This window comes from Actinokineospora diospyrosa, from assembly GCF_024171925.1.
Lineage (GTDB): Bacteria > Actinomycetota > Actinomycetes > Mycobacteriales > Pseudonocardiaceae > Actinokineospora > Actinokineospora diospyrosa.
In genome coordinates, this window is sequence record NZ_JAMTCO010000017.1 from 194,409 (window position 1) to 217,276 (window position 22,868).

The following is a 22,868-nucleotide window of genomic DNA, read 5'->3' on the forward strand; positions in this document are numbered from 1 at the left end:
GGGTCGGCCAGCAACCCGCCACGTTGCCTCGACGGCCGAGTCAGGGCAGTCGGAGTTCAGCGGTCCAGGTCGGCGAGGAGCAGTCCGCTGCGGGGTTTCGGCGTGAAGTAGGTGCTCTTGCGCGGCATCCGACCACCGGCGGCGTGGACGGCCAGCACCTGTGCGAGTGGGACGGGCGCCAATCGCAACACCGCGTCGACCTCGACATCCGGTGTGCGGCCGTCGGGTAGTGGTCGCACGTGCGGACCTTCCGGGTCCACCTTCAGCGCCTCGTGCAACAGCAGCAGTTCGACCTGGGCGTGGTCGAGCGCGGTCGACGGCGGCAGGTCCAGGCACAACGTCCGGCCGTGGGACTCGACGACGACCGTTCCCGGGTCCACGGGAGCCGCCGCGCTGGGCACTTCGCGCACCTGAACGCCGACCGACCGCCACGCGCTGGCCAACGCGTCGGCGTCGAGCCCGGTGCCGGTGAGGACCCGGTGGTACGCGCCGATCCGCAGGCCGGGGCCAGCGGTGACCAGTGCCAGCAAGCCACCCAGGTCCGCGGCGGCCGCGGCGGCGACGCGGTGGTTGCCGTCGGCGACCATCAGGGGGCGGGCGGCGACGACGGTCAGCACGGCGTCGCGGATGGGACCGGGGCCCAGCAGCCACACCTGGTGGCGCCGCCCCGCGGAGTCCACTGTGGAGACAGCGGGGGCACCAGCCGCGGCGATCGCCTGGTCGACGGTGTCGGTGAGCAACTGGCCGTCGGTGACCGGGATCAGCAGGGCCGCACTGGTGGCGCAGCCGAGTCCGGTGAGGACGGCGGCCCGCTCGGCGACGACCTCCGGGTAGACCTGTTCGCTGTGGCGCACCCACGACACGCCGTCGGCCCCCACCGCGGCGGGGTCGACCATGCACAGCACCCCGGTCGCCGCCCCGTCCGGACCGTCCACCCGGTAGGGCGCGATCACGTCGGCCACCGGCCGGTACGCGGCCCGCTCGAGGTCGCGCAACGTCCGCCTGGCCCCGGCCAGCACGTCCAGCAGACCGTGCCCGGCCGCCAGCGCCGCCGGTGTGCGGTGCGGGTGCTGCACGGCCAGCAGGGACCCGCTGGTCCCCGGCCGGGCCAGCGCGGCCACCACCCGGTCGGCGTCGGCGAACTCGTCGACGTCGGGCCCGGGCACCTCGGCCCGGACAATCCACCCCCGCCTGATCGGGCGGACCCACTCACTCATGCCGATCATCGTGCCGCATCGGCGATCACCACGCGGCGCCCACCGGGCGGAGCGTCCTCTGTGTCCGTTTCCACGGACGCGAGGGCCGTCGCCGCGTGACCTCCGCCTGCCCCCGCGGGCTCAGCGGTCGACGGCTCAGCGGTCGACGGCTCAGAGATCGACGGCGGAGTAGAGCGCGCCGACCTCGGTGCGGTTGAGCGCGCGCATCGACCCCGGCCGCTGCCCGCCCAGCCGGACGTCGCCGATCTGGGTGCGCACCAGCTTGAGCACCGGGTGGCCGACCTCCTCGAGCATCCGCCGCACGATGTGCTTGCGCCCCTCGTGCAGCACGATCTCGATCAGCGCCTTGCCCGCGTAGCTGTCGACCATGCGGAACGAGTCGACCCGCGCGGGCCCGTCGTCGAGCATGACCCCCTCGCGCAGGCGCCTGCCGACGTCGCGGGCGACCGGGCCGGGCACCTCGGCGAGGTAGGTCTTGAGCACCTCGAACGACGGGTGCATCAGCCGGTGCGCGAGGTCGCCGTCGTTGGTGAACAGCAGCAGGCCCTCGGTCTCGGCGTCGAGGCGCCCGACGTGGAACAGCTTGTCGGCGCGGCCGCGCAGGTAGTCGCCGACGCACGGGCGACCGCGGTCGTCCTCCATGGTGCTGTGCACCCCGCGCGGCTTGTTCAGCGCGAGGTAGACCCGGTCCTCGCGGACCACCACCCGCACCCCGTCCACGTGGATGACCACGCTGTCCGGGTCGACCCGCAGGCCCTGCTCGCGCACGACCTCGCCGTCGACGCTGACCCGACCCTGGTCGATGAGGTCCTCGGCGGCGCGGCGCGAGGCCACCCCCGCGCTGGAGAGGACCTTCTGCAGCCGGATGCCCTGCGGGCTGGTTGACCCCTGCGGGCTAGTTGACATCGTCGATCGCATCCACTTCTGGCAGCAACGGGGCGATGGGCGGCAGGTCCTCCAACGAGGACAGCCCCAACCGCTCCAGGAACAACTCGGTCGTGCGGTACAGGATCCCACCTGTCTCCGGATCGGTCCCGGTCTCCTCGATCAGCCCGCGCACCACCAGGGTGCGGATGACACCGTCGACGTTGACCCCGCGCACCGCGGCGACCCGGGACCGGGTCACCGGCTGACGGTAGGCGATGACGGCCAGTGTCTCCAAAGCGGCCCTGGTGAGCTTGGCCCGTTGCCCGTCGAGCAACAGCTTCTCCACCACCGGCGCGAACCGGTCGCGGGTGAACAACCGCCACCCCTCGCTCACCCGGCGCAGGTCGATCCCGCTGCCCGCTTCGGTGTAGCGCGCCGCGATCCGCCGCAGCGCCTCGCGCACCCGGCGGACCGGCTGATCGGTCGCCACGGCCAGCAGCTCGTCCTCGGCCGGGGCGTCCACGACCAGCAGCAACGCCTCCAGCGCGGAGTCGAGGTCGGCGTCCTCGGTGAGGTCGGGGAACCCGGACCCGGCCTGCACCAGATCGGCCTCGGGATCCCCCTCGGCGCCGTCCGCGGCGTCCTCGGGCGACTCGTCGGCCGGGTCCGCCCCACCCGGCGCGGACGCCGGATCGGCACCGGTTGAGTCGTCCGTCACATGATCATCATCGACCGGCTCCGCCGCCCCGGCACCACCACCGAGCGGCTCGTCGCCCACCGGCTCGGCGGGATCGACACCACCCGGCTCGGCACCCGGTTCGGCGGCGGGCCCGGTCGCGGCCGACTCGGTCCGGGCCGACCCGGCGCCGGTCTGCTCGGTCACGGTCTGGTCGGTCACGGTTTGGTCGGTCGCGATTCGGTCGGTCGCGGTCTGGTCGTCGTCAGCCATAGTCCTCGTCCTCGGTCGCCACCGGTGCCGCCGCCACCTCGGTCAGGGCGCCGCCGGTCCACTCCACGTGCAGCTCCCCCAGCGGCTCGTCCTGCTCGAACAGCACGGTCGCCTCCCGGTAGAGCTCCAGCAGCGCCAGGAACCGGGCGACGATCTCGATGGTGTGCTCGCAATCGGCCACCAGGTCGGCGAAGCTGGCCCGCCCCAGCTCGGCCAGCTTGACGCGCAGCAGCCCGGCGGTCTCGCGGACCGACACCTTGCCCATGTGCAGGTGGTCCAGCGACAGCACCGGTGGCGGCTTGGGGCTGAACACCGCGGTCGCGATCTTGGCGAAGCGGGCCGGGTCGACGCCGAGCATGACCTCCGGCAGCAGCTGCTGGTAGCGGTCCTCCAGCGCCACCGAGCGCGGGTAGCGGCGCAGCGCACCGGCCTCGAGCTCGCTGAACAGCGCCGCGACCTGCTTGTACGCCCGGTACTGCAGCAGCCGCGCGAACAGCAGGTCGCGGGCCTCCAGCAGCGCCAGGTCCGCCTCGTCCTCCACGTCGCCCGCGGGCAGCAGCCTGGCCGCCTTGAGGTCGAGCAGGGTCGCGGCGACGACGAGGAACTCGGTGGTCTCGTCCAGGCTCCAGGCGTCGCCGAGCGAGCGGATGTGGGCGATGAAGTCGTCGGTGACCTGGTGCAGCGCGACCTCGGTCACGTCCATCTGGTGCTGGGAGATCAGCTGCAGCAGCAGGTCGAAGGGTCCCTCGAAGTTCGACAGCCGCACGGTGAAGCGACCGGACCCGGTCGCGGGGTCGAGCTCGGTCACTGGCCGCCGTCCTGGCGCAGCCTGCGCACGAGGACCGAGTCGGCGCCGTTCTCGGCGAGGTCGGCCAGCGCGGTGGCCACCGCCTCGCGCACCACCCGGCCGCGGTCGACGGCGACGCCGAACCCGGCGCGCAGGGTGAGCCTGGCCTGTTCGAGGGCGAGCAGCTCCTCGTCGGAGACGTAGACGGTGATCTTCGAGCTGTGCTTCTGCCGCGGCGTGCCGTGGGGGACCGGGTCGAACAGCTGCGTCACCGGGCGATCACCTCGCGGGCGAGCTGGCGGTAGGCCTTGGCGCCCGCCGAGCGCGGCGCCCAGGTGGTGATCGGCTCACCGGCCACGGTGGTCTCGGGGAACCGCACGGTGCGGTTGATGACGGTGTCGAACACGGTGTCCTTGAACGCCTCCACGACGCGGGCCATCACCTCGCGCGAGTGCAGCGTGCGCGGGTCGAACATGGTGGCGAGGATGCCGGTGATCTGCAGCTTCGGGTTGAGCCGCTCGCGCACCTTCTCGATGGTGTCGATCAGCAGCGCCACCCCGCGCAGGCTGAAGAACTCGCACTCCAGCGGGATGAGCACCCCGTCGGCCGCGGCGAGCGCGTTGACGGTGAGCAGACCGAGCGAGGGCTGGCAGTCGACCAGGATGTAGTCGTAGGCGTCGAGCACCGGGCGGATGGTGCGCAGCAGCGAGTGCTCGCGGCCGACCTCGGAGACCAGCTGCACCTCGGCGGCGGACAGGTCGATGTTGCTCGGCAGCAGGTCCATGTTCTCCACACCGGTGCGGATGACCACGTCCTCGATGCCGACCGAGCGCTCGATGAGCACGTTGTAGATGGTGCGGTCGAGCTGGTGGGCCGGGATGCCCAGGCCGACCGACAGCGCGCCCTGCGGGTCGAAGTCGACGAGCAGCACCCGGCGGCCGAACTCGGTGAGCGCCGCGCCGAGGTTTATCGTCGAGGTCGTCTTGCCGACGCCGCCCTTCTGGTTGCACATCGCCAGCACCCGCGCGGGCCCGTGGTGCTCGAGCAGCGCGGGTTCGGGGATGTGCCGCTTGGGGCGGCCGGTCGGGCCCGCCCCGGTGCCGTGGAGCTCCTCAGGCCCGTCGTCGTCTGCGTCGGATGCGGCCCGCGGGGCGATGCTCAACTCCACGGCGCCGCGATCCACCACCCGCCCGTGCGGAAGTGTCGACATGGCGATCTAGCTCCTTGTCGCCTGCGTTGCTGTCACGCGCAGCGTAAGCGGGCGCCGGTCAGCGACCAACGCGGCTCGCCGCAACACGCCACACGCGTCACGCCCTGTCAAGCCCCACCGGCGACCCGATCTCAGTGCTCGACCCGTGCCACCGAGCCCAGCACCGACTCCAGCAGACCGGGGAACCGCAGGTCCAGGTCGTCGCGGCGCAGCGAGAGCCAGCGCTGGTTGCCGTCGCGGCGGGTGTGGGTCACCCCCGCCTCGCGCAGCACCCGCAGGTGTTGCGACAACGTCGACTTGGCCACCGAGACGTCGAGGTTGCCGCACGACATCTCCCCCGCCGCCGCCAACTGGGTCACCACAGCCAGCCGGGTCGGGTCACTGAACGCGTGCAGCACCTCCGGCAGGGTCAGCCGCAGCGTCCCAGGTTCGTCCACCTCGCCCATCGCGCCCATCGCGCACCTCCGGCCGAACAGAGTAGGGGAAGGATCATCGGAAACTGGTTGACTTCGGGAGTTTTCACCTCAACCGCTGCCACCGCGGCTCGACTAGCCGAGCGCCCTCGGGTGCGCGGTGGCGTAGACCTCACGCAGGGTGGTCACCGTCACGAGCGTGTAGATCTGGGTGGTGGTCACCGAGGCGTGCCCGAGCAGCTCCTGCACGACCCGGACGTCGGCGCCGCCCTCGAGCAGGTGCGTGGCGAAGCAGTGCCGCAACGTGTGCGGCGAGACCGCCGCGGTGATCCCCGCCTGCTCGGCGGCGACCTTCAGCGCCGTCCACGCGCTCTGCCGCGACAACCGCCCCCCGCGCCGGTTGAGGAACAAGGCGGGCGTCCCGCGCCCGGCGGCGGCCAACCCCGGTCGGGCGCGCACCAGGTAGGCGTCAACAGCGGCCAACGCGGGCCGTCCGATCGGGACCAACCGCTGCTTGCCCCCCTTGCCGTCGAGCAGGGCGGTCCGCTCCACCGTGTCGAGGTCGTCGAGGTCGAGCCCAACGGCCTCGGAGATGCGCGCGCCGGTCGAGTAGAGGACCTCCAGCAGCGCCCGGTCGCGCAGGGTGCCCGGCCCATCACCAACCGGCGTATCCAACAACCGCAGCACATCATCGACCGGCAACGCCTTCGGCAACCGCCGCGGCGGCGTCGGCGGCTTCACCGCCCGGGCCACATCGTGCTCAACAAGCCCTTCCCTGACGGCGAACCGGTGCAACCCCCGCACCGCCACCACAGCCCGCGCCGCCGACGACGCAGCGAGCGGAGGGTGGTCCGGATCGCCCTCGCGCAACAGGACGAGGAAATCGGTGACGTGCCGCTCGGTGACCGCCCCCAGCTCACGAACCCCGCACCCAGCCAGGTGGTCGAGGTACCGCCGCAAATCCCGACGATAACTCTCCAACGTATTCGCCGCCGTCCCCCGCTCGACGGCGAGGTGGTCGAGATAGGTGCCCAGCACCACCCCCACCGCTCCCCCCAAGCCGTCAACCATGCCCCCGAGCCTAGGCGCTGCCCAACAGCCCCCGCAGCCGCGTCGCCCCCCAGGTCGCCCCCCTGGACACCCGGACTCGCAATGCCACCCCAACCTCCGTCAGGTCCGCCCCACCCACCTGACCACCCCCTGGACACTCGACCCCAGCGGCGCCAACCCGACTGCCGTCAGGTCCGCCCCAGCCCGCCCAAGCCAGCCACTGGACGCTCGGAACAGTCGGTGCCCTCCCAAGCCCACCGAGTCAGCCCTACCAGCCCCGCCCCGCGCTCCTCGAAGCCTCCGGTACCCCTCAGTTTCCGTAAGGTCCGCCCCAACCCACAGTGCCAGCCCCTGGACAGTCGGACTCGTCGGTGCCAACCCGCCCCCGTCAGGTCCGCCCCAGCCAACTTTCCCAGCGCCTGGACACTCGGACCCTGCGGTGCCACCCCGGCTTCCGTCAGGTCGGCCCTAACCCACCTGCTCAGCCCGTGGACAGTCGGACCTGGCGGTGCCATCCCAGCCCGCTCTCGGCTGCCCTGCCAACCCAGCACCTGGACAGTCGGACTCGCTGGTGCCAAATGCTCGATGGGGTGGACCTGTTTTGTGTGGGGGGACGGCAGCCGTAGCGTCGTTCGCAGCAGGGCCATGCTTTTCGGCCCCTGCTTTGCGGTCCTGCCACGGGTGTCGTAGGGGCCCCGCACAAAACAGGTCCACCGCATCGAGCTTTTCCGCATTGTCGCGGATCGGGCCCGATGTTGCCGCTAGGCAACGAGGCGTCCGATCCGGGTCGCGATGCCGCAGGCGAGCCGACCCGAAGGCACCGAACCCCTTCCCCCGCATCCCCAACCACGGCCTACGCCAAGATCAACCTGATCAAAAGCCCCCAAATACACAGCCTACCGACGCGCACCGACACAACGGCAGCAGCAACCAGCACCCTGTGGACAGCCAGAACCGTTGTGGACAACCAACCACCACAGAACCGCCCACAAGATCATCCACCACAAGCGCCCCCAATACACAGCCTACCGAGACGCACCGACAAACCAGCAGCAGCAACCAATGCCTGTGGACCACCACAGGCATTGTGGACAACCAGCCCCAGCGCCCACAGATGATCACGTATCGTGGGCGTTGTGAGCGCTCCAGGTGGTCCCGATTCCGTGCGCGTCGGCACGACCGAGCGCGAGGACGCGATGCGCGCGCTGGGTGAGCACTTCGCGCAGGGTCGGTTACCGATGGACGAGTACGAGCAGCGGGTCGGCGCGGCCGCGGACGCGGTGACTCGGGGGGATCTGCGGGAGCTGTTCACCGACTTGCCCGCGCCGCACCCGCCGTTCCTCGTGCCGCCCACCTGGGCCGCGCCCGCGCCGGTGGCGATGCCCAGCTACCCGCAGCCGTACCCGCCGCACATGCCCGCGCCCTACGTCGAGGTGTACTCGCACCGGTCCAAAGTGGTCGCGGGCCTGCTGCAGATCCTGGTGCCCTTCGGCGCGGGCCGCTTCTACACCGGCCACTACGGCATCGCCGTCGCGCAACTGCTCACCTGCGGCGGCTTCGGCATCTGGTGCCTGATCGACGGGGTGGTGCTGCTCGTCAGCGGCGGCCTCGACGCCGAAGGCCGCCGCCTGCGCGACTGAGCAACTGAGCAACTGCCCGAGCGGCGGTTACCCCCGGCGCCCGAACGCCTCCGGTCGGCCCTCCCACGGCGCGTCGGCCGGTCGTGCCGACACCACGCCCGCGGTGACCGCCTGCGCGGCGAGCAACCCGGCGACCGCGGCGGCGTTGGTGATCTCCCCCGCCAGCACCCGGCGCACGGCGTCGGCCAGCGGCACCCGCTCGACCACCAGGTCGGCCTCCTCCTCGCCGAGCACCACGCGCTCCACAGTGGACAGACCGGTGGCCAGGTAGACGCGTACCGCCTCGTCGGTGAACCCCGGCGAGACGGCGATGTCGACCAGCACCGACCAGTCCCGCGCGGTCAGCCCGACCTCCTCGACCAGCTCGCGCTCGGCGGCGGCCAGCGGGTCCTCCTCGGCGTGGTCGATCAACCCGGCGGGCAGCTCCCACAGCCGGGCGCCGACCGGGTGCCGGTACTGGTGGATCAGCGTGACCGCGCCGTCGTCGTCGAGCGCGACCACCGCGACCGCGCCCAGGTGCTCCACGACCTCGCGGTTCGCGGTGCCGCCACCGGGCATGGCGACCTCGTCCAGGCGCAGCGCCAGGATCCGGCCGACGTGGATGTCGCGTGTGGACACCGTGTCGAACGAGTGCAGGCCTGCGGTGCCCTGGCCCTGAGTGCCCTGGCCCTGGGTGCCGCTCACGCGTCCACCGCCACCGGCTCGTCGAGGTCCACCGGCAGCCGCTCGGCGCGCAGGTAGGTCAGCGCGGCGCCGATGAACCCGGCGAACAGCGGGTGCGGCCGGGTGGGGCGGCTCTTGAGCTCCGGGTGGGCCTGGGTGCCGACGAAGAACGGGTGCGCGTCGGCGGGCAGTTCCACGAACTCCACCAGCCGACCGTCCGGCGAGGTGCCGGAGAACAGCACACCCGCCTGGGTCAGCCGGTCGCGGTAGGCGTTGTTGACCTCGTAGCGGTGCCGGTGGCGCTCGGTGACCTCGCGCTCACCGTAGACACCGGCCACCACCGACCCCGCGGCCAGCGTCGCCGGGTAGGAGCCCAGCCGCATGGTGCCGCCCATGTCGCGCTCACCGGCGACGACGTCCTGCTGGTCGGCCATGGTGCTGATCACCGGCTCGGTGGTGTCGTCGGCGAACTCCGCGGAGTTGGCGCCCGCGATGCCCGCCAGGTTGCGCGCGGTCTCGATCACCATGCACTGCAGGCCAAGGCACAGGCCCAGCACCGGCACCCGGTTGACCCTGGCGTGGGTGATGGCGCCGATCTTGCCCTCGATGCCGCGCACGCCGAACCCGCCCGGGATCAGCACACCGTCCACCCCGGACAGCGCGGCCGCCGCGCCGGTGGGGGTCTCGCAGGCGTCCGAGGGCACCCAGATGACCTCGACCTTGGCCCGGTGGGCGAACCCACCCGCGCGCAACGCCTCGGTCACCGACAGGTACGCGTCCGGCAGGTCGACGTACTTGCCCACCAGCGCGACGCGCACCGTCTCGGTCGGCTTGTGCACCCGGTCGAGCAGGTTGCCCCACACCGTCCAGTCGACGTCGCGGAAGGGCAGGCCGAGCCTGCGCACCACGTAGGCGTCGAGGCCCTCGCCGTGCAGCACCCGGGGGATGTCGTAGATCGACGGGGCGTCCGGCGCGGCGACCACCGCGTCGGTGTCCACATCGCACATGAGCGCGATCTTGCGCTTGAGCCCGTCGGGGATCTCCCGGTCGGCGCGGCAGACGATGGCGTCGGGCTGGATGCCGATGTTGCGCAGCGCGGCGACCGAGTGCTGGGTCGGCTTGGTCTTGAGCTCACCGGAGGGCGCCAGGTAGGGCACCAGCGACACGTGCAGGAAGAACACGTTGTCGCGGCCCACGTCGTGGCGGACCTGGCGGCAGGCCTCCAGGAACGGCAGCGACTCGATGTCGCCCACCGTGCCGCCGACCTCGGTGATCACGACGTCCGGCGCGCGGCCGTGCGCGTCCGGCTCGGCCATCGCCCGGATCCTGGCCTTGATCTCGTCGGTGATGTGCGGGATGACCTGCACGGTGTCACCGAGGTACTCGCCGCGCCGCTCCTTGGCGATCACCGCCGAGTACACCTGGCCGGTGGTCACGTTCGCGCTGCCGGAGAGGCTGCGGTCGAGGAAGCGCTCGTAGTGGCCGATGTCGAGGTCGGTCTCGGCCCCGTCTTCGGTGATGAACACCTCGCCGTGCTGGAACGGGTTCATCGTGCCGGGGTCGACGTTGAGGTAGGGGTCCAGCTTCTGCATGGTCACCCGAAGGCCCCGCGAGGTCAACAACTGACCCAGGCTGGAGGCGGTGAGCCCCTTGCCGAGCGAGGAGGCGACGCCTCCGGTGACGAAGACGTGCTTGGTCGTCCGAGCGTGCTGCGCCAAGAGGGCTCCCGTGGTCTAGGTCGCGGTGGTGTTGTCGCGCTGGCCGCGGCTTTCTAGACCGCGCCGGTCCACGGGGTTTCATGCTAACACCAGCCGCGCGGCCCGCCCGCGAGCCCACGGCCGCGCGGCCCCGACGTGTCGCCACGGCGGGGCCGCGGCGAGGTCACGGGGTCGGCGAGCAGGCGGTCGACCCGACGATGACGTCACCGGTGTAACCCGACGGCGGCAGGAACCGGATGTGCGCCACGTTCAGCGTGATGCTGCCGTCCGAGGGCGTGGTCACCTCCTTGAAGGTCACCGTCGCCAGGGTCTCGTTGAGCGCGCCCTTGAGCTCGCGCACGTAGTTGGTCGGCAGCGGGTTGGGCAGCGCGGTCAGGCCGGTGAGCCCGCCGAAGGACCAGCCAGCGGTGGACCCGTCGTTGTCACCGACGCAGGACACCTTCCAGGTGCCGATCTTGAGCCGCGGTCCGCCCAGCAGCACCAGCGCGGAGAGCTCGAAGTTGGTGCCGGTGGCCTCCGACTTGGTCTCGGTCAGCCCCGCGTCGGCGTCCACGACTCTGGTGGTGCAACTGGAGTTGCCGCCGCCGAAGCGGACACCGCTGGCGCTGACGGTGCCCGAGGTGGCCGTGGTCGGGCCCGTGACCGCGCATTGCGCGACGGGGGCGACCGTGACCGGGATGCCCAACCTGGCGTAGGTGGCCGAGCCGACCGACGCCGTGCCCGGCGACGTGGCCGCAGCCGACGCCGGGGTGCCGACCGCGACGAGCGCGGTGAGCGCCGCCGCCGCGGTGATCGCGATGCGCGCCTTGGTGATGTGCCGCATGTTCACTCCTTGACCTCCCGTGGCGGAACGAACTTCCGCCACGGGCGACATCGGTCGCGGGGGTCGGAAAATGACCAGCTGATCACTGTCCTTACCCGTCCGGGAATGACTTTCCCTCGTTGGTGAGGGATGCTCATGACCGGTAGCGACGGTGTCACTCGCGCGAGTGAGGGCGATTAGCCCACGGGCACGCCGGGAGCGGCCGCCTGCGCGTTGCCCGCGCTGCCGTAGCGACCGGCCCGCTCGGCCACCTGCTCGGCGAGCGCGAGGACCACCACCACCCGACCGGCCGGGGTGTCCACATTGTCCACAGTGGACAGGATCGAGGTCGCCGCGGTGTCCGCGCGGACCACGCCGAGCGCGCCAGCCCCGTCCGCGGATCCCGCTCCCCCGGCCAACACCGCGCCCGCGCCGGAGCGGTCGACCTGGGCGGCGAAGCGGGCGACGGTGGCCGCGCGGTCGCCCGCATCCTCCCCTGTGGACGTTCCCCCGGTCAGGATCACGGCCAGCTGAGCGGGTTTCACGTCCGGCACGGCGGCGAGGAACCCGCCTTCGGTGAGCCCGGCGAACGCGGCCGCGGTCTCCTCCGGCGACGCCTGCGGTTCGTTGGTCGCCGCGCTGATGAGCAGCAGCGGGCCGAGCAACCCGCCCGCGAGCGTGCCCGGGTCGGTCGCCGTCGGCAGCTGCACACCCGCGGGCAGCAGCCGGATGACGATTTCCTTGAGCTGGTCGGCTTTGGCCGGGTCGGCGAAGGCGTCGGTGAGTTGCAGCTCGCCGGTGACGCTGCCGCCCGCGTTGGCCACCAAGCCCTTCACCGCGTCCCGGTCGGCAGGCCGGGCGTCGGCGGTGGTGACAAGCACGACCGTGCGTTTGTCCAACGCGCCGCGCACCGCGAGCGGACCGACCGCGCCCGCGAACGAGTCGCCGTCGGCGAGGCGGGCACCCAGCGCGTTGCGGTCGTGCTCCAACTGGCTCACCTGGGTGCCCAGGTCGGTGTTCTCGGTGGTGAGCCCGGACAGCAGCGACCGGCTCAGCGTGGTCGACCCGAGCACGACCCCCACGGCGAGGGCGAGGAAGACCGCGGCGATGGAGGTGATGTGGTAGCGCAACGAGATCACGTGAACAGCTCCTTGACCCAGGAGAACACCGCGGCGCTGGTGTCGGCGAACCAACCGCCGTAGGCGGCGCCGACCCCGGAGACCGCGATGGCGGCGGTGATGGCGAGCAGCGCGGCGCCGACCATGATGGCCACCGCGCCCGCGGAGACCCGGCTGCGGTGCAGGGTGGCCACCGCCTTGCCGTCGACGATCTTGCCGCCGAGCTTGAGCCGGGTGAGGAAGGTCGACGGGTTGGACCCGGAGCGGCCCCGGTCGAGGAACTCCCGCAGCGTCGCCTGGAACCCGACGACGACAACGAGGCTGGCCTCGTGCGCGTCGGCCAGCAGCAGCGCCAGGTCCTCGGCGTTGCCCGACGCCGGGAAGGTGACCGCTTCGATGCCCAGGTCCTGCACGCGGTTGAGACCGGGCGCGTGCCCGTCGACGTAAGCGGGCACGACGATGCGCGCACCACCGCGCAGGGTGTCGGTGGAGATGCCGTCGGGGTCGCCGACGACCACGTCCGGCCGGTGACCCGCCGCGGTCAACGCGTCCGCCCCGGACTCCACCCCGATCAGCACCGGCCGGTGCTCGGAGATGTAGCGGCGCAGCTTGCGCAGGTCGTCGACGTGGTCGACCCCGGGGGCGACCACCACGACCTGCCGCCCGCGCATCGCCACCGGCACCTGCGGCACACCGATCCCGTCGAGGATCATGGTCCGCTCCCGGCGGAGGAACTCGATGGTGTTGGCGGAGAACGCCTCCAACTGCGCCGACATCCCGGCCTTGGCCTCGATCATCTGATCGGCGATCGTCTCCGGCGTCTGCCGGACCCCGCTGGCCACCTCCCGGTCACCGAGGTAGACCGCCCCCTCGTGCAACCGCAGCTTGGTGCCCTCCTTGATGGTCCGCAGCGCCTCCTGCCCCACCGCATCGATCAGCGGCACCCCGGCGTTGACCAACAACTCCGGCCCCAGATTGGGAAACCGCCCAGAAATCGACGGCGACGCGTTGACCACACCCGCCACCTCAGCCCGCAACAGCGCATCAGCGGTAGCGCGGTCGAGATCGAGGTGGTCGAGCACAACAACATCACCGGGCGACAACCGCCGCAGCAGGTCACCGGTGCGCCGATCCACCCGGGCAGGCCCGGTGATCCCTGGCCGCGGCGGCTGAGAGCGGCTGAGCAAACCCGGGAATCTCATGCGCCCGATGGTGACAAACCAACGGTTGATAGTCCGAACGCCACGCCGCGCTCGTCCAAATGGAGCAGTTCCGACCCAGGATGCGGCTGGTCGCCCACTGGACACCCAAAGCCCCTGGGTCCTGCCCGCCCCACAAGATCATCTGCCGCAAGAGCCCCCGATACACAGCCTATTGTCGGATCCCGACAGAACCGGGGCCAACGATCAAGGCCTGTGGACACCAGAACACGTTGTGGACAACCACCCGCCAGCCCACCCAAACCCAGCCACTGGACGCTCAGAAGCCAAGGTGCCACCCCGCCCCCGCCAGGACCCACCCCAACCACCTGCCCAGCCCCCGGACACTCGGACCCAGCGGTGCCAACCCAGCCCGCTCTCATCTGCCCTGCCAACCCAGCGCCTGGACACTCGAGACCCGGCGGTGCCATCCCGCCCCCCGTCAGGTCCGCCCCAACCCACCTGTCCAGCCCTGGGCACTCGGAACAGCCGGTGTCAGCCCAGCCCCGCCCTCGTCGGCTCTGCCAGCCCAGCAACTGGACAGTCGGACCCGTCGGTGCCAACCCGGCTGCCGTCAGGTCCGCCCCAGCCCACCTACCCAGCAACTGGACACTCGGACCCGTCGGTGCCAACCCGCCCCCCGTCAGGTCCGCCCCAGCCCACTTTCCCAGCCCGGCGGCCGTCGGAGTCGCTGGTGCCAACTGCTCGATGGGGTGGACCTGTTTTGTGTGGGGGGACGGCACCCGTAGCGTTTCCACGCGGCAGGGCCAGTCTTTTCGGCCCCTGCTTTGCGGTTCTGCCACGGGTGCCGTAGGGGCCCCACACAAAACAGGTCCACCCCATCGAGCTTTCCGCATTGTCGCGGATCGGGCCCGATGTTGCCGCCAGGCAACGAGGCGTCCGATCGCGGTGGCCGAGCTTGCCGCTAGGCAACGAGGCCGTCCGCCCGGGTCGCCGAGCTCGCCGCCAGGCGACGAGGCCGACCCCTGGCCCCGCCCGCTATGCGCCTACTTCTTCTTGCGCTGCGGCCGCGGCTTCCCCGTCAACTTCCAGTCGTGCTTCTCGCCCTCCGCCAACCCCAGCAATTCCTCAGCGTGCGCCCGCCCGGTTTCCGTCGACTCCATCCCCGCCAACATCCGCGCCAACTCAACAACCCGTTCGTGATCACCCAAAGTGCGGACATCGCTTCGGGTGACACCCCCGTGGATTCCCTTGTCCACGATCAAGTGGCGATCAGCGAACGCGGCCACCTGGGCCAGGTGGGTCACCACGATCACCTGGTGGCTGCGGGCGAGTCGGGCCAGTCGGCGGCCGATCTCCACCGCGGCGCGGCCGCCGACGCCCGCGTCGACCTCGTCGAACACCAGGGTCGGGACCGGGTCGGTGTGCGCGAGCACGACCTCGATGGCCAGCATGACCCGCGACAGCTCGCCGCCGGAGGCGCCCTTGTGCACCGGCAGCGGCTGGGCGCCGTCGTGGGCGACCAGCAGCAGTTCCACGTCGTCGACGCCGTCGGGACCCGCGTGCAGTGCGACCCCGTTGACCTCGATCGCCAGCGGGTCGCCCGCCTCGGCCGGACGGGGGCGCACCGAGATCTGCACGCTGGACTGGCCCATCGCCAGTCCGCCGAGCTCGTCGGTGACGGCCTTGGCGAGGGCCTCCGCGGCCACCGAGCGGGCCCCGCTCAGCGTCGCGGCCAGCTCGCCGAGCCGCACCGCCAGCTCCTTCTTGCGCGCGGCCAGTTCGCCGAGCGCCTCCTCGGAGGTGTCGAGCCCGGACAGCTTGTCGACCGCGTCGCGCGCCCAGGCCAGCACGCCGTCGGCGTCGGCGGCGTACTTGCGGGTCAGCGCCTTGAGCTCGGCCTGCCTGGCCAGCACCCGCTCCAGCGCGGCCGGGTCGGCGTCGAGGGCGTCGAGGTAGGCGGTGAGCTCGGCGCCCACATCGGTGAGCAGCACGGCGGACTCGGCCAGCCGCGACTCCAGCTCGCGCAGCCGCGGGTCGTCGGAGGCGCCCACGCGCCGCTGCGCCTCGCCGATGAGGCCGAGCGCGCCGGGCACGTCGGGGTCGCCGTCAGGAGACCCGGAGACCGCGTAGCTCGCGCCGGTCGCGGCCTCGCGCAGCTGGTCGGCGTCGGCCAGCCTGCGGGCCTGCTCGACCAGCTCGGTGTCCTCGCCGGGCTGCGGGTCGACGGCGGTGATCTCCTCCAGGCCCATCCGCAGGATCTCGGCCTCGCGGGCCAGTTCGCGCGCCCGGCGGGTGCGGTCGTCGAGTTCGGCGGTGACCGCGAGCCACTGCTCGCGCACCGACCGGTAGTCGGCCAGCACGTCGGCGAGGTCGGCACCGGCGAAACGGTCGATCACCGCGCGCTGCTCGGCGGGCCGCAGCAGCCGCAGCTGGTCGTTCTGCCCGTGCACCGCGATCAGCTGCTCGGCCAGGTCCTGCAGTACCCCGACCGGGACCGAGCGGCCCCCGACGTGGGCGCGGGAGCGGCCGTCGGTGCTGACGGTGCGCAGGGTGATCAGGCTGCCGTCGTCGTCGGGTTCGGCGCCCGCCTCGGTCGCCACGGACGCCGCAGGCGTGTCGGTCAGCCCCTCGAAGCGGCCCTCGACCACGGCTTTCGGCTTCCCACTGCGGACCCGCGAGGCCTCGCCCCTGCCCCCGGACAGCAGGTGCAGGCCGGTGACCACCATCGTCTTGCCCGCGCCGGTCTCCCCCGTGACGACGGTGAAACCCGGGTGGAGTTCGAGCGTGGCCTCGTCGATCACGCCGAGGTCCTGGATGCGCATCTCGGCTAGCACAGGGCGCACCCTAGCGGCTCGCGGCGACAGCGGTAAGCCGCCGTCCCCAGGTTCATCGGCTGCGCCACCCGTGCACGGGCAGGTCGAACTTGTCCACGAGGCGTTCGGTGAAGGTCTCGTCGCGCAGCCTGGCCAGCCGGATCGGCTGGCTGCCGCCGCGCACCTCGATGCGCGCGCCGGGCGGGATCCCGAAGGTCCGGCGCCCGTCGCAGCACAGCACAGCGGGCTGGCCGTCGGGGTCGACCTCGATGCCGACCACCGAGCGGGAGGACACCGCGAGCGGTCGGGAGAACATGGCGTGCGCGTTGCTGGGGACCACCAGCATCGCCTGCACGTCCGGCCACACGATGGGCCCGCCCGCCGAGTAGGCGTAGGCGGTGGACCCCGTCGGTGTGGCGCACAGCACGCCGTCGCAGCCGAAGGAGGACACCGGGCGGCCGTCGACGTCGACCCGCACGTCCAGGATCCGCTCGCGGCTGCTCTTCTCGACGCTGGCCTCGTTGAGCGCCCAGGTGTCGGCCAGGACGAGGTCGTCGAGCCGGGCCGAGACGTCGACGGTCATCCGCTCCTCGACCAGGTAGCCCTGTTCGACGACCAGCTCCACCGCCTCCTCGAGCGCGTCGGACTCGGCCTCGGCGAGGAACCCGACCCGGCCCATGTTCACGCCCAGCACCGGCACCCCCGCCGGGTGGGCCAGCTCGGCGGCGCGCAGCAGCGTGCCGTCCCCGCCGAGGACGAACACCAGCTCGGTGCCCACGGCGGCCTCCGGGCCCAGCGGCACGACCCGGCTGTAGCAGGACGGGTCCAGGTCCGGGGCCTCCTCGTCGACGACCCGCAGCCGCACCCCGGCGGCGGCCAGGGAGGTGGCGACCTTCTCGGCCACCCGCCGGTTCTCCGCCCGACCGGTGTGCACGACCAGCAGGATCTCGCGCTGCTCTGTCACTGCGGTCCCTCCTCGACGGCGGTCTCGACCAAGGCGGTCACCTCGTCATCGGCGCGGGGCTCGCCCCGGCGCAGCCACGCGAAGTACTCGACGTTGCCCGAGGGCCCCGGCAGCGGGCTGGCGACGACGCCGTGCACCCGCAAGCCCAGCTCACCGGCGGCGACCAGCACCCGGGACACGACCTCGACCCGCAACGCCGGCTCGCGCACCACGCCCCCGGTGCCCAGCCGCTCCTTGCCGACCTCGAACTGCGGCTTGATCATCGGCAGCAGGTCGCCGTCGTCGCGCAGGCACCCGTGCAGCGCGGGCATGACCAGGCGCGCGGAGATGAACGACAGGTCGGCGACGACCAGGTCGACCTGCCCGTCGATGTCCTCGGGGGTGATCGCGCGGACGTTGGTGCGGTCCTTGATGAGGACCCGCTCGTCGTTCTGCAGCCGCCACACCAACTGCCCCCGACCCACATCGGCGGCCACGACCTGGGCGGCGCCCCGGCGCAGCAGCACGTCGGTGAAGCCACCGGTCGAGGCGCCCGCGTCGAGGCAGCGGCGGCCCTCGACGGGGACGGCGAAGGCGTCCAGCGCGCCGATCAGCTTGTGCGCGCCGCGAGAGGCCCAGTTGGGGTCGTCGTCGACGTCCTTGACCACCACTGCGGCGTCGGTCTCCACACCGGTGGCGGGTTTGCTGGCGACGGTGCCGCGGATGGTGACCCGCCCCGCGGCGATGAGCTCACTGGCGTGGTCGCGGGAACGGGCGAGGCCCCTGCGGACCAGTTCGGCGTCCAGGCGCGCCCTCCTGGGCACTGCCTCAGACCTTGTCGATGCTGGCCAGCGCGGCCGTGAGGGCGATGTGCACCGCGTCGAACCGGTCGACGTGCTCGGCCACCGGCAGCGCACCAAGCCCGTCGAGCCCGGCGACCGCCTCGGCGATGGCCTCATCCCGAGCCGGGTCGCGGGGCGGCCCGGGCACGGGCCCTGGGGTCGGGGTGAACTCCACCTGCACTCCTGCACGCTATCCGATGACCAGCCACACCATCCGGCAGCGACTCGTTCGCCAACCGAGAAACCCCACCCGCCACCACCCCACCCGCCGACCCAACTCCATGATCAACTCGCGTGGTGGCGCCCACCCACCCGGGGTCTGGGGTCCCACGTTCGAGCCTATCCGATTCGAGTGGTTGTCAAGGGGGGCACGGGTGACCTGTGGATGGTTCGGGGGGTTGTGGACGGGGAGGCCTCAGCACTACCGGGAACCCGCCGCGACGCTGGGCGAGGGGAGTCCGAGGTGAGTTGAGCAGGGTGGCGAGTGAGGACTCAGCAGGACGCGGGCGAGGGCTTAGCGGAGATCAGAACGAGCGACGCTCGGCAGAAGGCGAGCAAGGCTCAAGAAGGAGAGCAGGCGCTACCACCAACATCGCCTGCACATCCGGCCAAGCGATGGGCCCGCCCGCCGAGTAGGCGTAGGCGGTGGATCCCGTTAAGGCGAACAGCTCAGCGGCGGGTGAGGCCGAGGGTGGCGAGGGCGGGGTGGTCGCCGAGGTGGGGTGGGGTGGGGGCGGACCAGGTCGTGGCGCAGAGGGCGCGTAGGAGGTCTAGTGGGTCACCGTCGCCGGTGATGGTGATGGTGTCGTGCTCTAGGCGCAGGGACCAGCCGGGTTTGGGGCCGATCTCGAGGTCGGCGACGGGGGCGGTGATCGCGGTGAGGTCGGCGGCCAGGTAGGTGGGTCGGGCCTCGGGGCCCGCGGCGAGCACGTCAGCGGGGGTGGCGACGCCGGTGAGGACCAGGAGGGAGTCCAGGCCCGCGGTGACGGCGCCCTCGATGTCGGTGTCGAGCCGGTCGCCGACCACCAGCGGGCGGTGCGCGGCCGCGGCGCGGACGGACTCGTCCATCAGCGGGGTCGCGGGCTTGCCCGCCACCTCCGGCTCGCGTTCGGTCGCGTACCGCAGGGCGTGCACGAGGGACCCGTTACCGGGCAGCAGGCCGCGCTCGGTGGGCAGCGTCCGGTCGACGTTGCAGGCGATCCACAGCGCGCCCGCGTTGATCGCCACCGCCGCCTCGGCGAGGTCGTTCCAGCTCAGGTCCGGCGACAGGCCCTGCACGACGGCGGCGACACCGTCAGCGGTGCGCACGGGGGTCAGGCCGACGGCGGTGACCTCCGCGGCGAGCGCGGACGTGCCCAGGACCAGGACGTGCTCACCGGGGGTCAACCGGGCGGCGAGGACAGCGGCGGCCGCTTGGGCGCTGGTGCTGACCTCGCCGGGCTCGGTCGGGACGCCCAGCCCGGTCAGGTGTTCGGCGACCTGGGCGGGCGAGCGGGAGGCGTTGTTGGTGACGAAGCGGACGGTGGTGCCGTCCGCCCTGGCCGCCGCGACGGCCGCCGCCGCCCCGCTGATCGCCTGGCCACCGCGGTACACGGTGCCGTCGAGGTCGAACAGCAGGGCGTCGTAGCCGTCGAGCAGTCGATCACCCATCCACCGCGTCCTTGTTCGCCTGCTTCCCGCTGTCCGCGACGACCTCGGCAGGCGCGGCGGTGGACTCGCCCGCGTCGTCGGACTCGTCACCGTCCTCGGGCTCGCTGTCCTCGGAGTCGTCGGTGCCCTCGTCGGAGTCGTCGACCTCGACGGTCTCCCCCGGCAGCGCGGCGGCGATCTCGGACTCGTCGGCGCCCAGTTCGAAAGCGCGCTCGGCGGCGTCGGTGTCCTCGTCGTCATCGGCCTGGGCCGCGTTGAGGAACCAGCGGATGGCCTCCTCGGTGCGCCCCGCGGCCGCCAGGTTGTCGGCGTAGGCGTAGAACAGCCGCGCGCTCCACGGGTCCCGGCGCTTGGGCTCCAGGTCGGGGCCCTGCAGGCCGACGACCGCCGCCTCCAGCTGCCCCATGTCGCGACGCGCACCCGCGCTGACGATCCGCAGCTCCACGGCCACGTCCGGCGGCAGGTCGCGCCCGGCTTCCTTGGCGAGCTCCAGGGCCCGCTCCGGCCTGCCCAGCGCCCGCTCGCAGTCGGCCATGATCGCGATGTGGGTGTTGCCGCCGCTCATCCGCCGCACCGCGCGCAGCTCGGAGAGGGCCTCGGCCCACTCCCCCGCGTGGTAGGCGGTCAGCCCGGCCGCTTCGCGCACGATGGCGACCCGCGCCGCCCGCTCACGGGCGAACCTGGCGTGCACGAGGGCCCGCTCGGGGTCCTCGTCGATGAGCATCCCGGCCGCGACGAGGTGCTTGCCGACCAGTTCGGCCAGCGACTTGGGCAGGCTGCGCAGCCCGGCCCGCGCCTCGACGTCGAGCGCGGAGTAGTCGGCGCCCTCGGGCAACCGCGGCCCGAACTCGACCGGCTCCACGTCCCGCTCGTCGGCACGTGCCCGCGGCTCCCGCCGCCCGGTCACCTCGACTACGCGGTCGTCCGCCGCAGAACGGTCCGCAAGCTTGTCCTCGGCCCCGCTCGACGAGTTGTCGGCCGCGTCGGCGTTGTCGCCCCGCGGCACGTCGACCTCGGCGTCATCGGCCCGGAAGTGCCCCCGACCCGCGGGCCGGAACCCGCCGCGGTCGTCATCGCGACGCTCGGAACTGTCCGACCGAGGCCCGCGGTCATCACGGCTCGCGCCGCGGTCGGTGTCCCTGGACTTGTAGCCGCCACGGTCGGAACCGCCCGACTTGTAGCCACCACGGTCATCGGGCCTGCTGCCGCCGCGATCCGAACCACCCGGCCGGAAACCCGCGCGGTCGCCACGACCGGACTCGGAGAACCGAGACCCGCCGCGATCCGAGCCACCGGACTTGTAGCCACCGCGGTCCTCAGACCGGCTGGCGCCACGGTCGGAGTCACCAGACCGGTAACCACCACGATCCGAGCCAGTCGACTTGTAGCCACCACGATCATCGGACCGGCTGGAGCCTCGGTCAGACCCGCCCGAGCGGAAACCGCCCCGATCCGAGCCAGCGGACTTGTAGCCACCCCGGTCGGAACCACCCGACTTGTAGCCACCACGGTCATCAGACCGGCTGGGGCCACGGTCAGACCCGCCGGACTTGTAACCGCCACGGTCGGAGTCCCTGGGCTTGTAGCCACCACGGTCATCGGACCGGAAACCACCACGGTCGCTCGACTTGTACCCGCCACGGTCATCAGAGCGGCTGGCGCCACGATCCGAACCACCGGAACGGAAACCGCCGCGGTCGTCAGACCGGCTGCCACCGCGATCGGGTCCACTCGAGCGGAATCCACCGCGATCCGAACCACCGGGCTTGAAGCCACCACGATCACCGCGGTCCGAGCCGCCAGACTTGTAGCCGCCGCGATCCGAGCCGCCAGAGCGGAACCCGCCCCGGTCATCAGAGCGGCCGCCACGGTCGGAACCACCGGAACGGAAGCCACCACGGTCGCGGTCGGAACCGCCCGCGCGATAGCCGCCACGGTCGTCAGACTTGTAGCCGCCGCGATCCGAACCGCCCGAGCGGAAGCCACCACGCTCGTCAGAGCGGCCACCGCGATCCGAGCCACCGGAACGGAAACCGCCCCGATCGTCGGACTTGTAGCCACCGCGGTCACTCGACTTGTAACCACCACGGTCGTCAGACCGGCTGGCGCCACGATCCGAACCGCCAGAGCGGAAACCACCGCGGTCATCGGATCGGCTGCCGCCACGGTCGGAACCGCCCGCGCGGTAACCACCGCGATCATCGGATCTGTTGCCACCACTACGATCTGAGCCGCCGGGGCGGTACCCGCCACGGTCGTCAGAGCGGCCGCCGCGGTCGCGGTCCGAACCACCGGGACGGAAGCCCGTGCGGTCGCCGCGGCCGGACTCGGAGAACCGGGACCCGCGGTCGTCGGACCGGAAGCCGCCGCGGTCCGAACCGCCGGACTTGTAGCCACCGCGGTCATCGGAGCGGGAACCGCCTGGGCGGAAGCCGCCGCGGTCAGAGCCACCGGACTTGTAACCGCCGCGGTCATCGGAGCGGCCCGCTGAACCACCCGAGCGGTAACCGCCGCGGTCAGAGCTGCCGGGCCGGGAGTCGCGGTCGGTGCCCCGGTAGCCACCGGAGCCGCCTGGGCGGTACCCGCCGCGGTCCGAACCACCGGAACGGAAGCCGCCCCGGTCGTCTCGCTTGTTGTTGTCACGGCGATCGCCGCCACGGTCTGTGTCGCGTCGGGGGGCGTCGCCCGCGTCGCGCCGACGACCTGATTCTTTGTCGCCGCGGTCAGCGCCGCTGCCTCGACCGAACTCGGACACCTGGATCCTCCCGCATGCGGGCTACCCGCACCTTGCTCCGACAACACCGAAAAGGGCCTGTGGTCTGACGCACGTTACACGTGCCTCACCACAGGCCCTTTCGGGAATGATTGTCCGGCGGCGTCCTACTCTCCCACACCCTCACGAGTGCAGTACCATCGGCGCAGGTGGGCTTAGCTTCCGGGTTCGGAATGGGACCGGGCGTTTCCCCACCGCTATGACCGCCGAAACACTATGAAACAATCACAACCTCAACCCCACCACACAA

20 protein-coding genes, 1 rRNA gene and 1 pseudogene are annotated in these 22,868 nt (G+C 72.0%); 1 reads left to right on the forward strand and 21 read right to left on the reverse strand.

What is annotated here, in order from left to right; translation table 11 throughout:
* Positions 1 to 56 precede the first annotated feature (56 nt).
* The 8 genes from LV75_RS30505 to xerD form a co-directional block, all read right to left on the reverse strand.
* On the reverse strand, positions 57 to 1,217 hold the full coding sequence (locus LV75_RS30505; protein WP_253890815.1) for a DUF1015 family protein: 1,161 nt from the start codon (positions 1,215 to 1,217) through the stop codon (positions 57 to 59).
* Between the two features lie 150 nt (positions 1,218 to 1,367).
* A complete protein-coding gene (locus LV75_RS30510; protein ID WP_253890816.1) occupies positions 1,368 to 2,123 on the reverse strand; it encodes a pseudouridine synthase in 756 nt (251 codons plus the stop codon).
* Complete coding sequence (gene scpB / locus LV75_RS30515) at positions 2,113 to 2,862, reverse strand: SMC-Scp complex subunit ScpB (protein ID WP_425547625.1); 750 nt, start codon at positions 2,860 to 2,862, stop codon at positions 2,113 to 2,115. The genes LV75_RS30510 and scpB overlap by 11 nt, the downstream gene beginning before the upstream one ends.
* 163 nt (positions 2,863 to 3,025) lie before the next feature.
* Entirely contained in the window at positions 3,026 to 3,841 is an 816-nt protein-coding gene (locus LV75_RS30520; RefSeq protein ID WP_253890818.1) for a segregation and condensation protein A, read from the reverse strand.
* On the reverse strand, positions 3,838 to 4,155 hold the full coding sequence (locus tag LV75_RS30525) for a hypothetical protein (protein WP_253890839.1): 318 nt from the start codon (positions 4,153 to 4,155) through the stop codon (positions 3,838 to 3,840). Before LV75_RS30525 ends, LV75_RS30520 begins: the two co-directional genes overlap by 4 nt.
* A complete protein-coding gene (locus LV75_RS30530; protein ID WP_253890819.1) occupies positions 4,089 to 5,030 on the reverse strand; it encodes a ParA family protein in 942 nt (313 codons plus the stop codon). Before LV75_RS30530 ends, LV75_RS30525 begins: the two co-directional genes overlap by 67 nt.
* A gap of 131 nt (positions 5,031 to 5,161) precedes the next feature.
* Positions 5,162 to 5,485 carry an ArsR/SmtB family transcription factor gene (locus LV75_RS30535; RefSeq protein WP_372504260.1) on the reverse strand — a complete coding sequence of 108 codons (324 nt, stop codon included), beginning with the start codon at positions 5,483 to 5,485 and terminating at the stop codon, positions 5,162 to 5,164.
* Between the two features lie 93 nt (positions 5,486 to 5,578).
* A complete protein-coding gene (gene xerD, locus LV75_RS30540; RefSeq protein WP_253890820.1) occupies positions 5,579 to 6,514 on the reverse strand; it encodes a site-specific tyrosine recombinase XerD in 936 nt (311 codons plus the stop codon).
* Positions 6,515 to 7,629: 1,115 nt separating this feature from the next.
* Between xerD and LV75_RS30545 the strand changes: the two genes are divergently transcribed.
* The gene (locus LV75_RS30545) at positions 7,630 to 8,133 is read left to right on the forward strand and encodes a DUF1707 domain-containing protein (RefSeq protein ID WP_308211073.1); all 504 of its coding nucleotides are present in this window, start codon (positions 7,630 to 7,632) and stop codon (positions 8,131 to 8,133) included.
* A 27-nt stretch (positions 8,134 to 8,160) separates the two neighbouring features.
* Here the strand turns inward: LV75_RS30545 and LV75_RS30550 are convergent, their stop codons facing one another.
* From LV75_RS30550 to rrf, 13 genes and pseudogenes are all read right to left on the reverse strand, one after another.
* Entirely contained in the window at positions 8,161 to 8,817 is a 657-nt protein-coding gene (locus LV75_RS30550) for an NUDIX domain-containing protein (protein ID WP_372504261.1), read from the reverse strand.
* Positions 8,814 to 10,514, reverse strand: coding sequence for a CTP synthase (pyrG, locus tag LV75_RS30555; protein ID WP_253890821.1), 1,701 nt, complete (start codon positions 10,512 to 10,514; stop codon positions 8,814 to 8,816). Before pyrG ends, LV75_RS30550 begins: the two co-directional genes overlap by 4 nt.
* A 163-nt stretch (positions 10,515 to 10,677) precedes the next feature.
* Complete coding sequence (locus LV75_RS30560) at positions 10,678 to 11,337, reverse strand: hypothetical protein (RefSeq protein ID WP_253890822.1); 660 nt, start codon at positions 11,335 to 11,337, stop codon at positions 10,678 to 10,680.
* A gap of 176 nt (positions 11,338 to 11,513) precedes the next feature.
* Positions 11,514 to 12,455, reverse strand: a complete 942-nt coding sequence (locus LV75_RS30565; protein ID WP_253890823.1) for a copper transporter — start codon at positions 12,453 to 12,455, stop codon at positions 11,514 to 11,516.
* Positions 12,452 to 13,636, reverse strand: a complete 1,185-nt coding sequence (steA, locus tag LV75_RS30570; protein WP_253890824.1) for a putative cytokinetic ring protein SteA — start codon at positions 13,634 to 13,636, stop codon at positions 12,452 to 12,454. The genes LV75_RS30565 and steA overlap by 4 nt, the downstream gene beginning before the upstream one ends.
* Before the next feature lie 1,004 nt (positions 13,637 to 14,640).
* Positions 14,641 to 16,440: a DNA repair protein RecN gene (gene recN / locus LV75_RS30575; RefSeq protein ID WP_253890825.1), complete on the reverse strand. Its 1,800-nt coding sequence runs from the start codon at positions 16,438 to 16,440 to the stop codon at positions 14,641 to 14,643.
* A 43-nt stretch (positions 16,441 to 16,483) separates the two neighbouring features.
* Positions 16,484 to 17,374 (reverse strand): NAD kinase, encoded by an 891-nt coding sequence (locus LV75_RS30580; RefSeq protein ID WP_253890826.1) that lies wholly within the window; start codon positions 17,372 to 17,374, stop codon positions 16,484 to 16,486.
* Positions 17,371 to 18,177 carry a TlyA family RNA methyltransferase gene (locus LV75_RS30585; RefSeq protein ID WP_253890827.1) on the reverse strand — a complete coding sequence of 269 codons (807 nt, stop codon included), beginning with the start codon at positions 18,175 to 18,177 and terminating at the stop codon, positions 17,371 to 17,373. Before LV75_RS30585 ends, LV75_RS30580 begins: the two co-directional genes overlap by 4 nt.
* 4 nt (positions 18,178 to 18,181) lie before the next feature.
* Positions 18,182 to 18,370 (reverse strand): hypothetical protein, encoded by a 189-nt coding sequence (locus LV75_RS30590; RefSeq protein WP_253890843.1) that lies wholly within the window; start codon positions 18,368 to 18,370, stop codon positions 18,182 to 18,184.
* 406 nt (positions 18,371 to 18,776) lie between these two features.
* A pseudogene (locus tag LV75_RS30595) lies at positions 18,777 to 18,851 on the reverse strand (hypothetical protein); the annotation flags it as partial.
* A 13-nt stretch (positions 18,852 to 18,864) separates the two neighbouring features.
* Positions 18,865 to 19,845, reverse strand: coding sequence for an HAD-IIA family hydrolase (locus LV75_RS30600; protein ID WP_253890828.1), 981 nt, complete (start codon positions 19,843 to 19,845; stop codon positions 18,865 to 18,867).
* A complete protein-coding gene (locus tag LV75_RS30605) occupies positions 19,838 to 20,851 on the reverse strand; it encodes a tetratricopeptide repeat protein (RefSeq protein WP_253890829.1) in 1,014 nt (337 codons plus the stop codon). Before LV75_RS30605 ends, LV75_RS30600 begins: the two co-directional genes overlap by 8 nt.
* A 1,861-nt stretch (positions 20,852 to 22,712) precedes the next feature.
* Positions 22,713 to 22,829: ribosomal RNA gene (rrf, locus tag LV75_RS30610) — 5S ribosomal RNA — on the reverse strand.
* Positions 22,830 to 22,868: the final 39 nt, after the last annotated feature.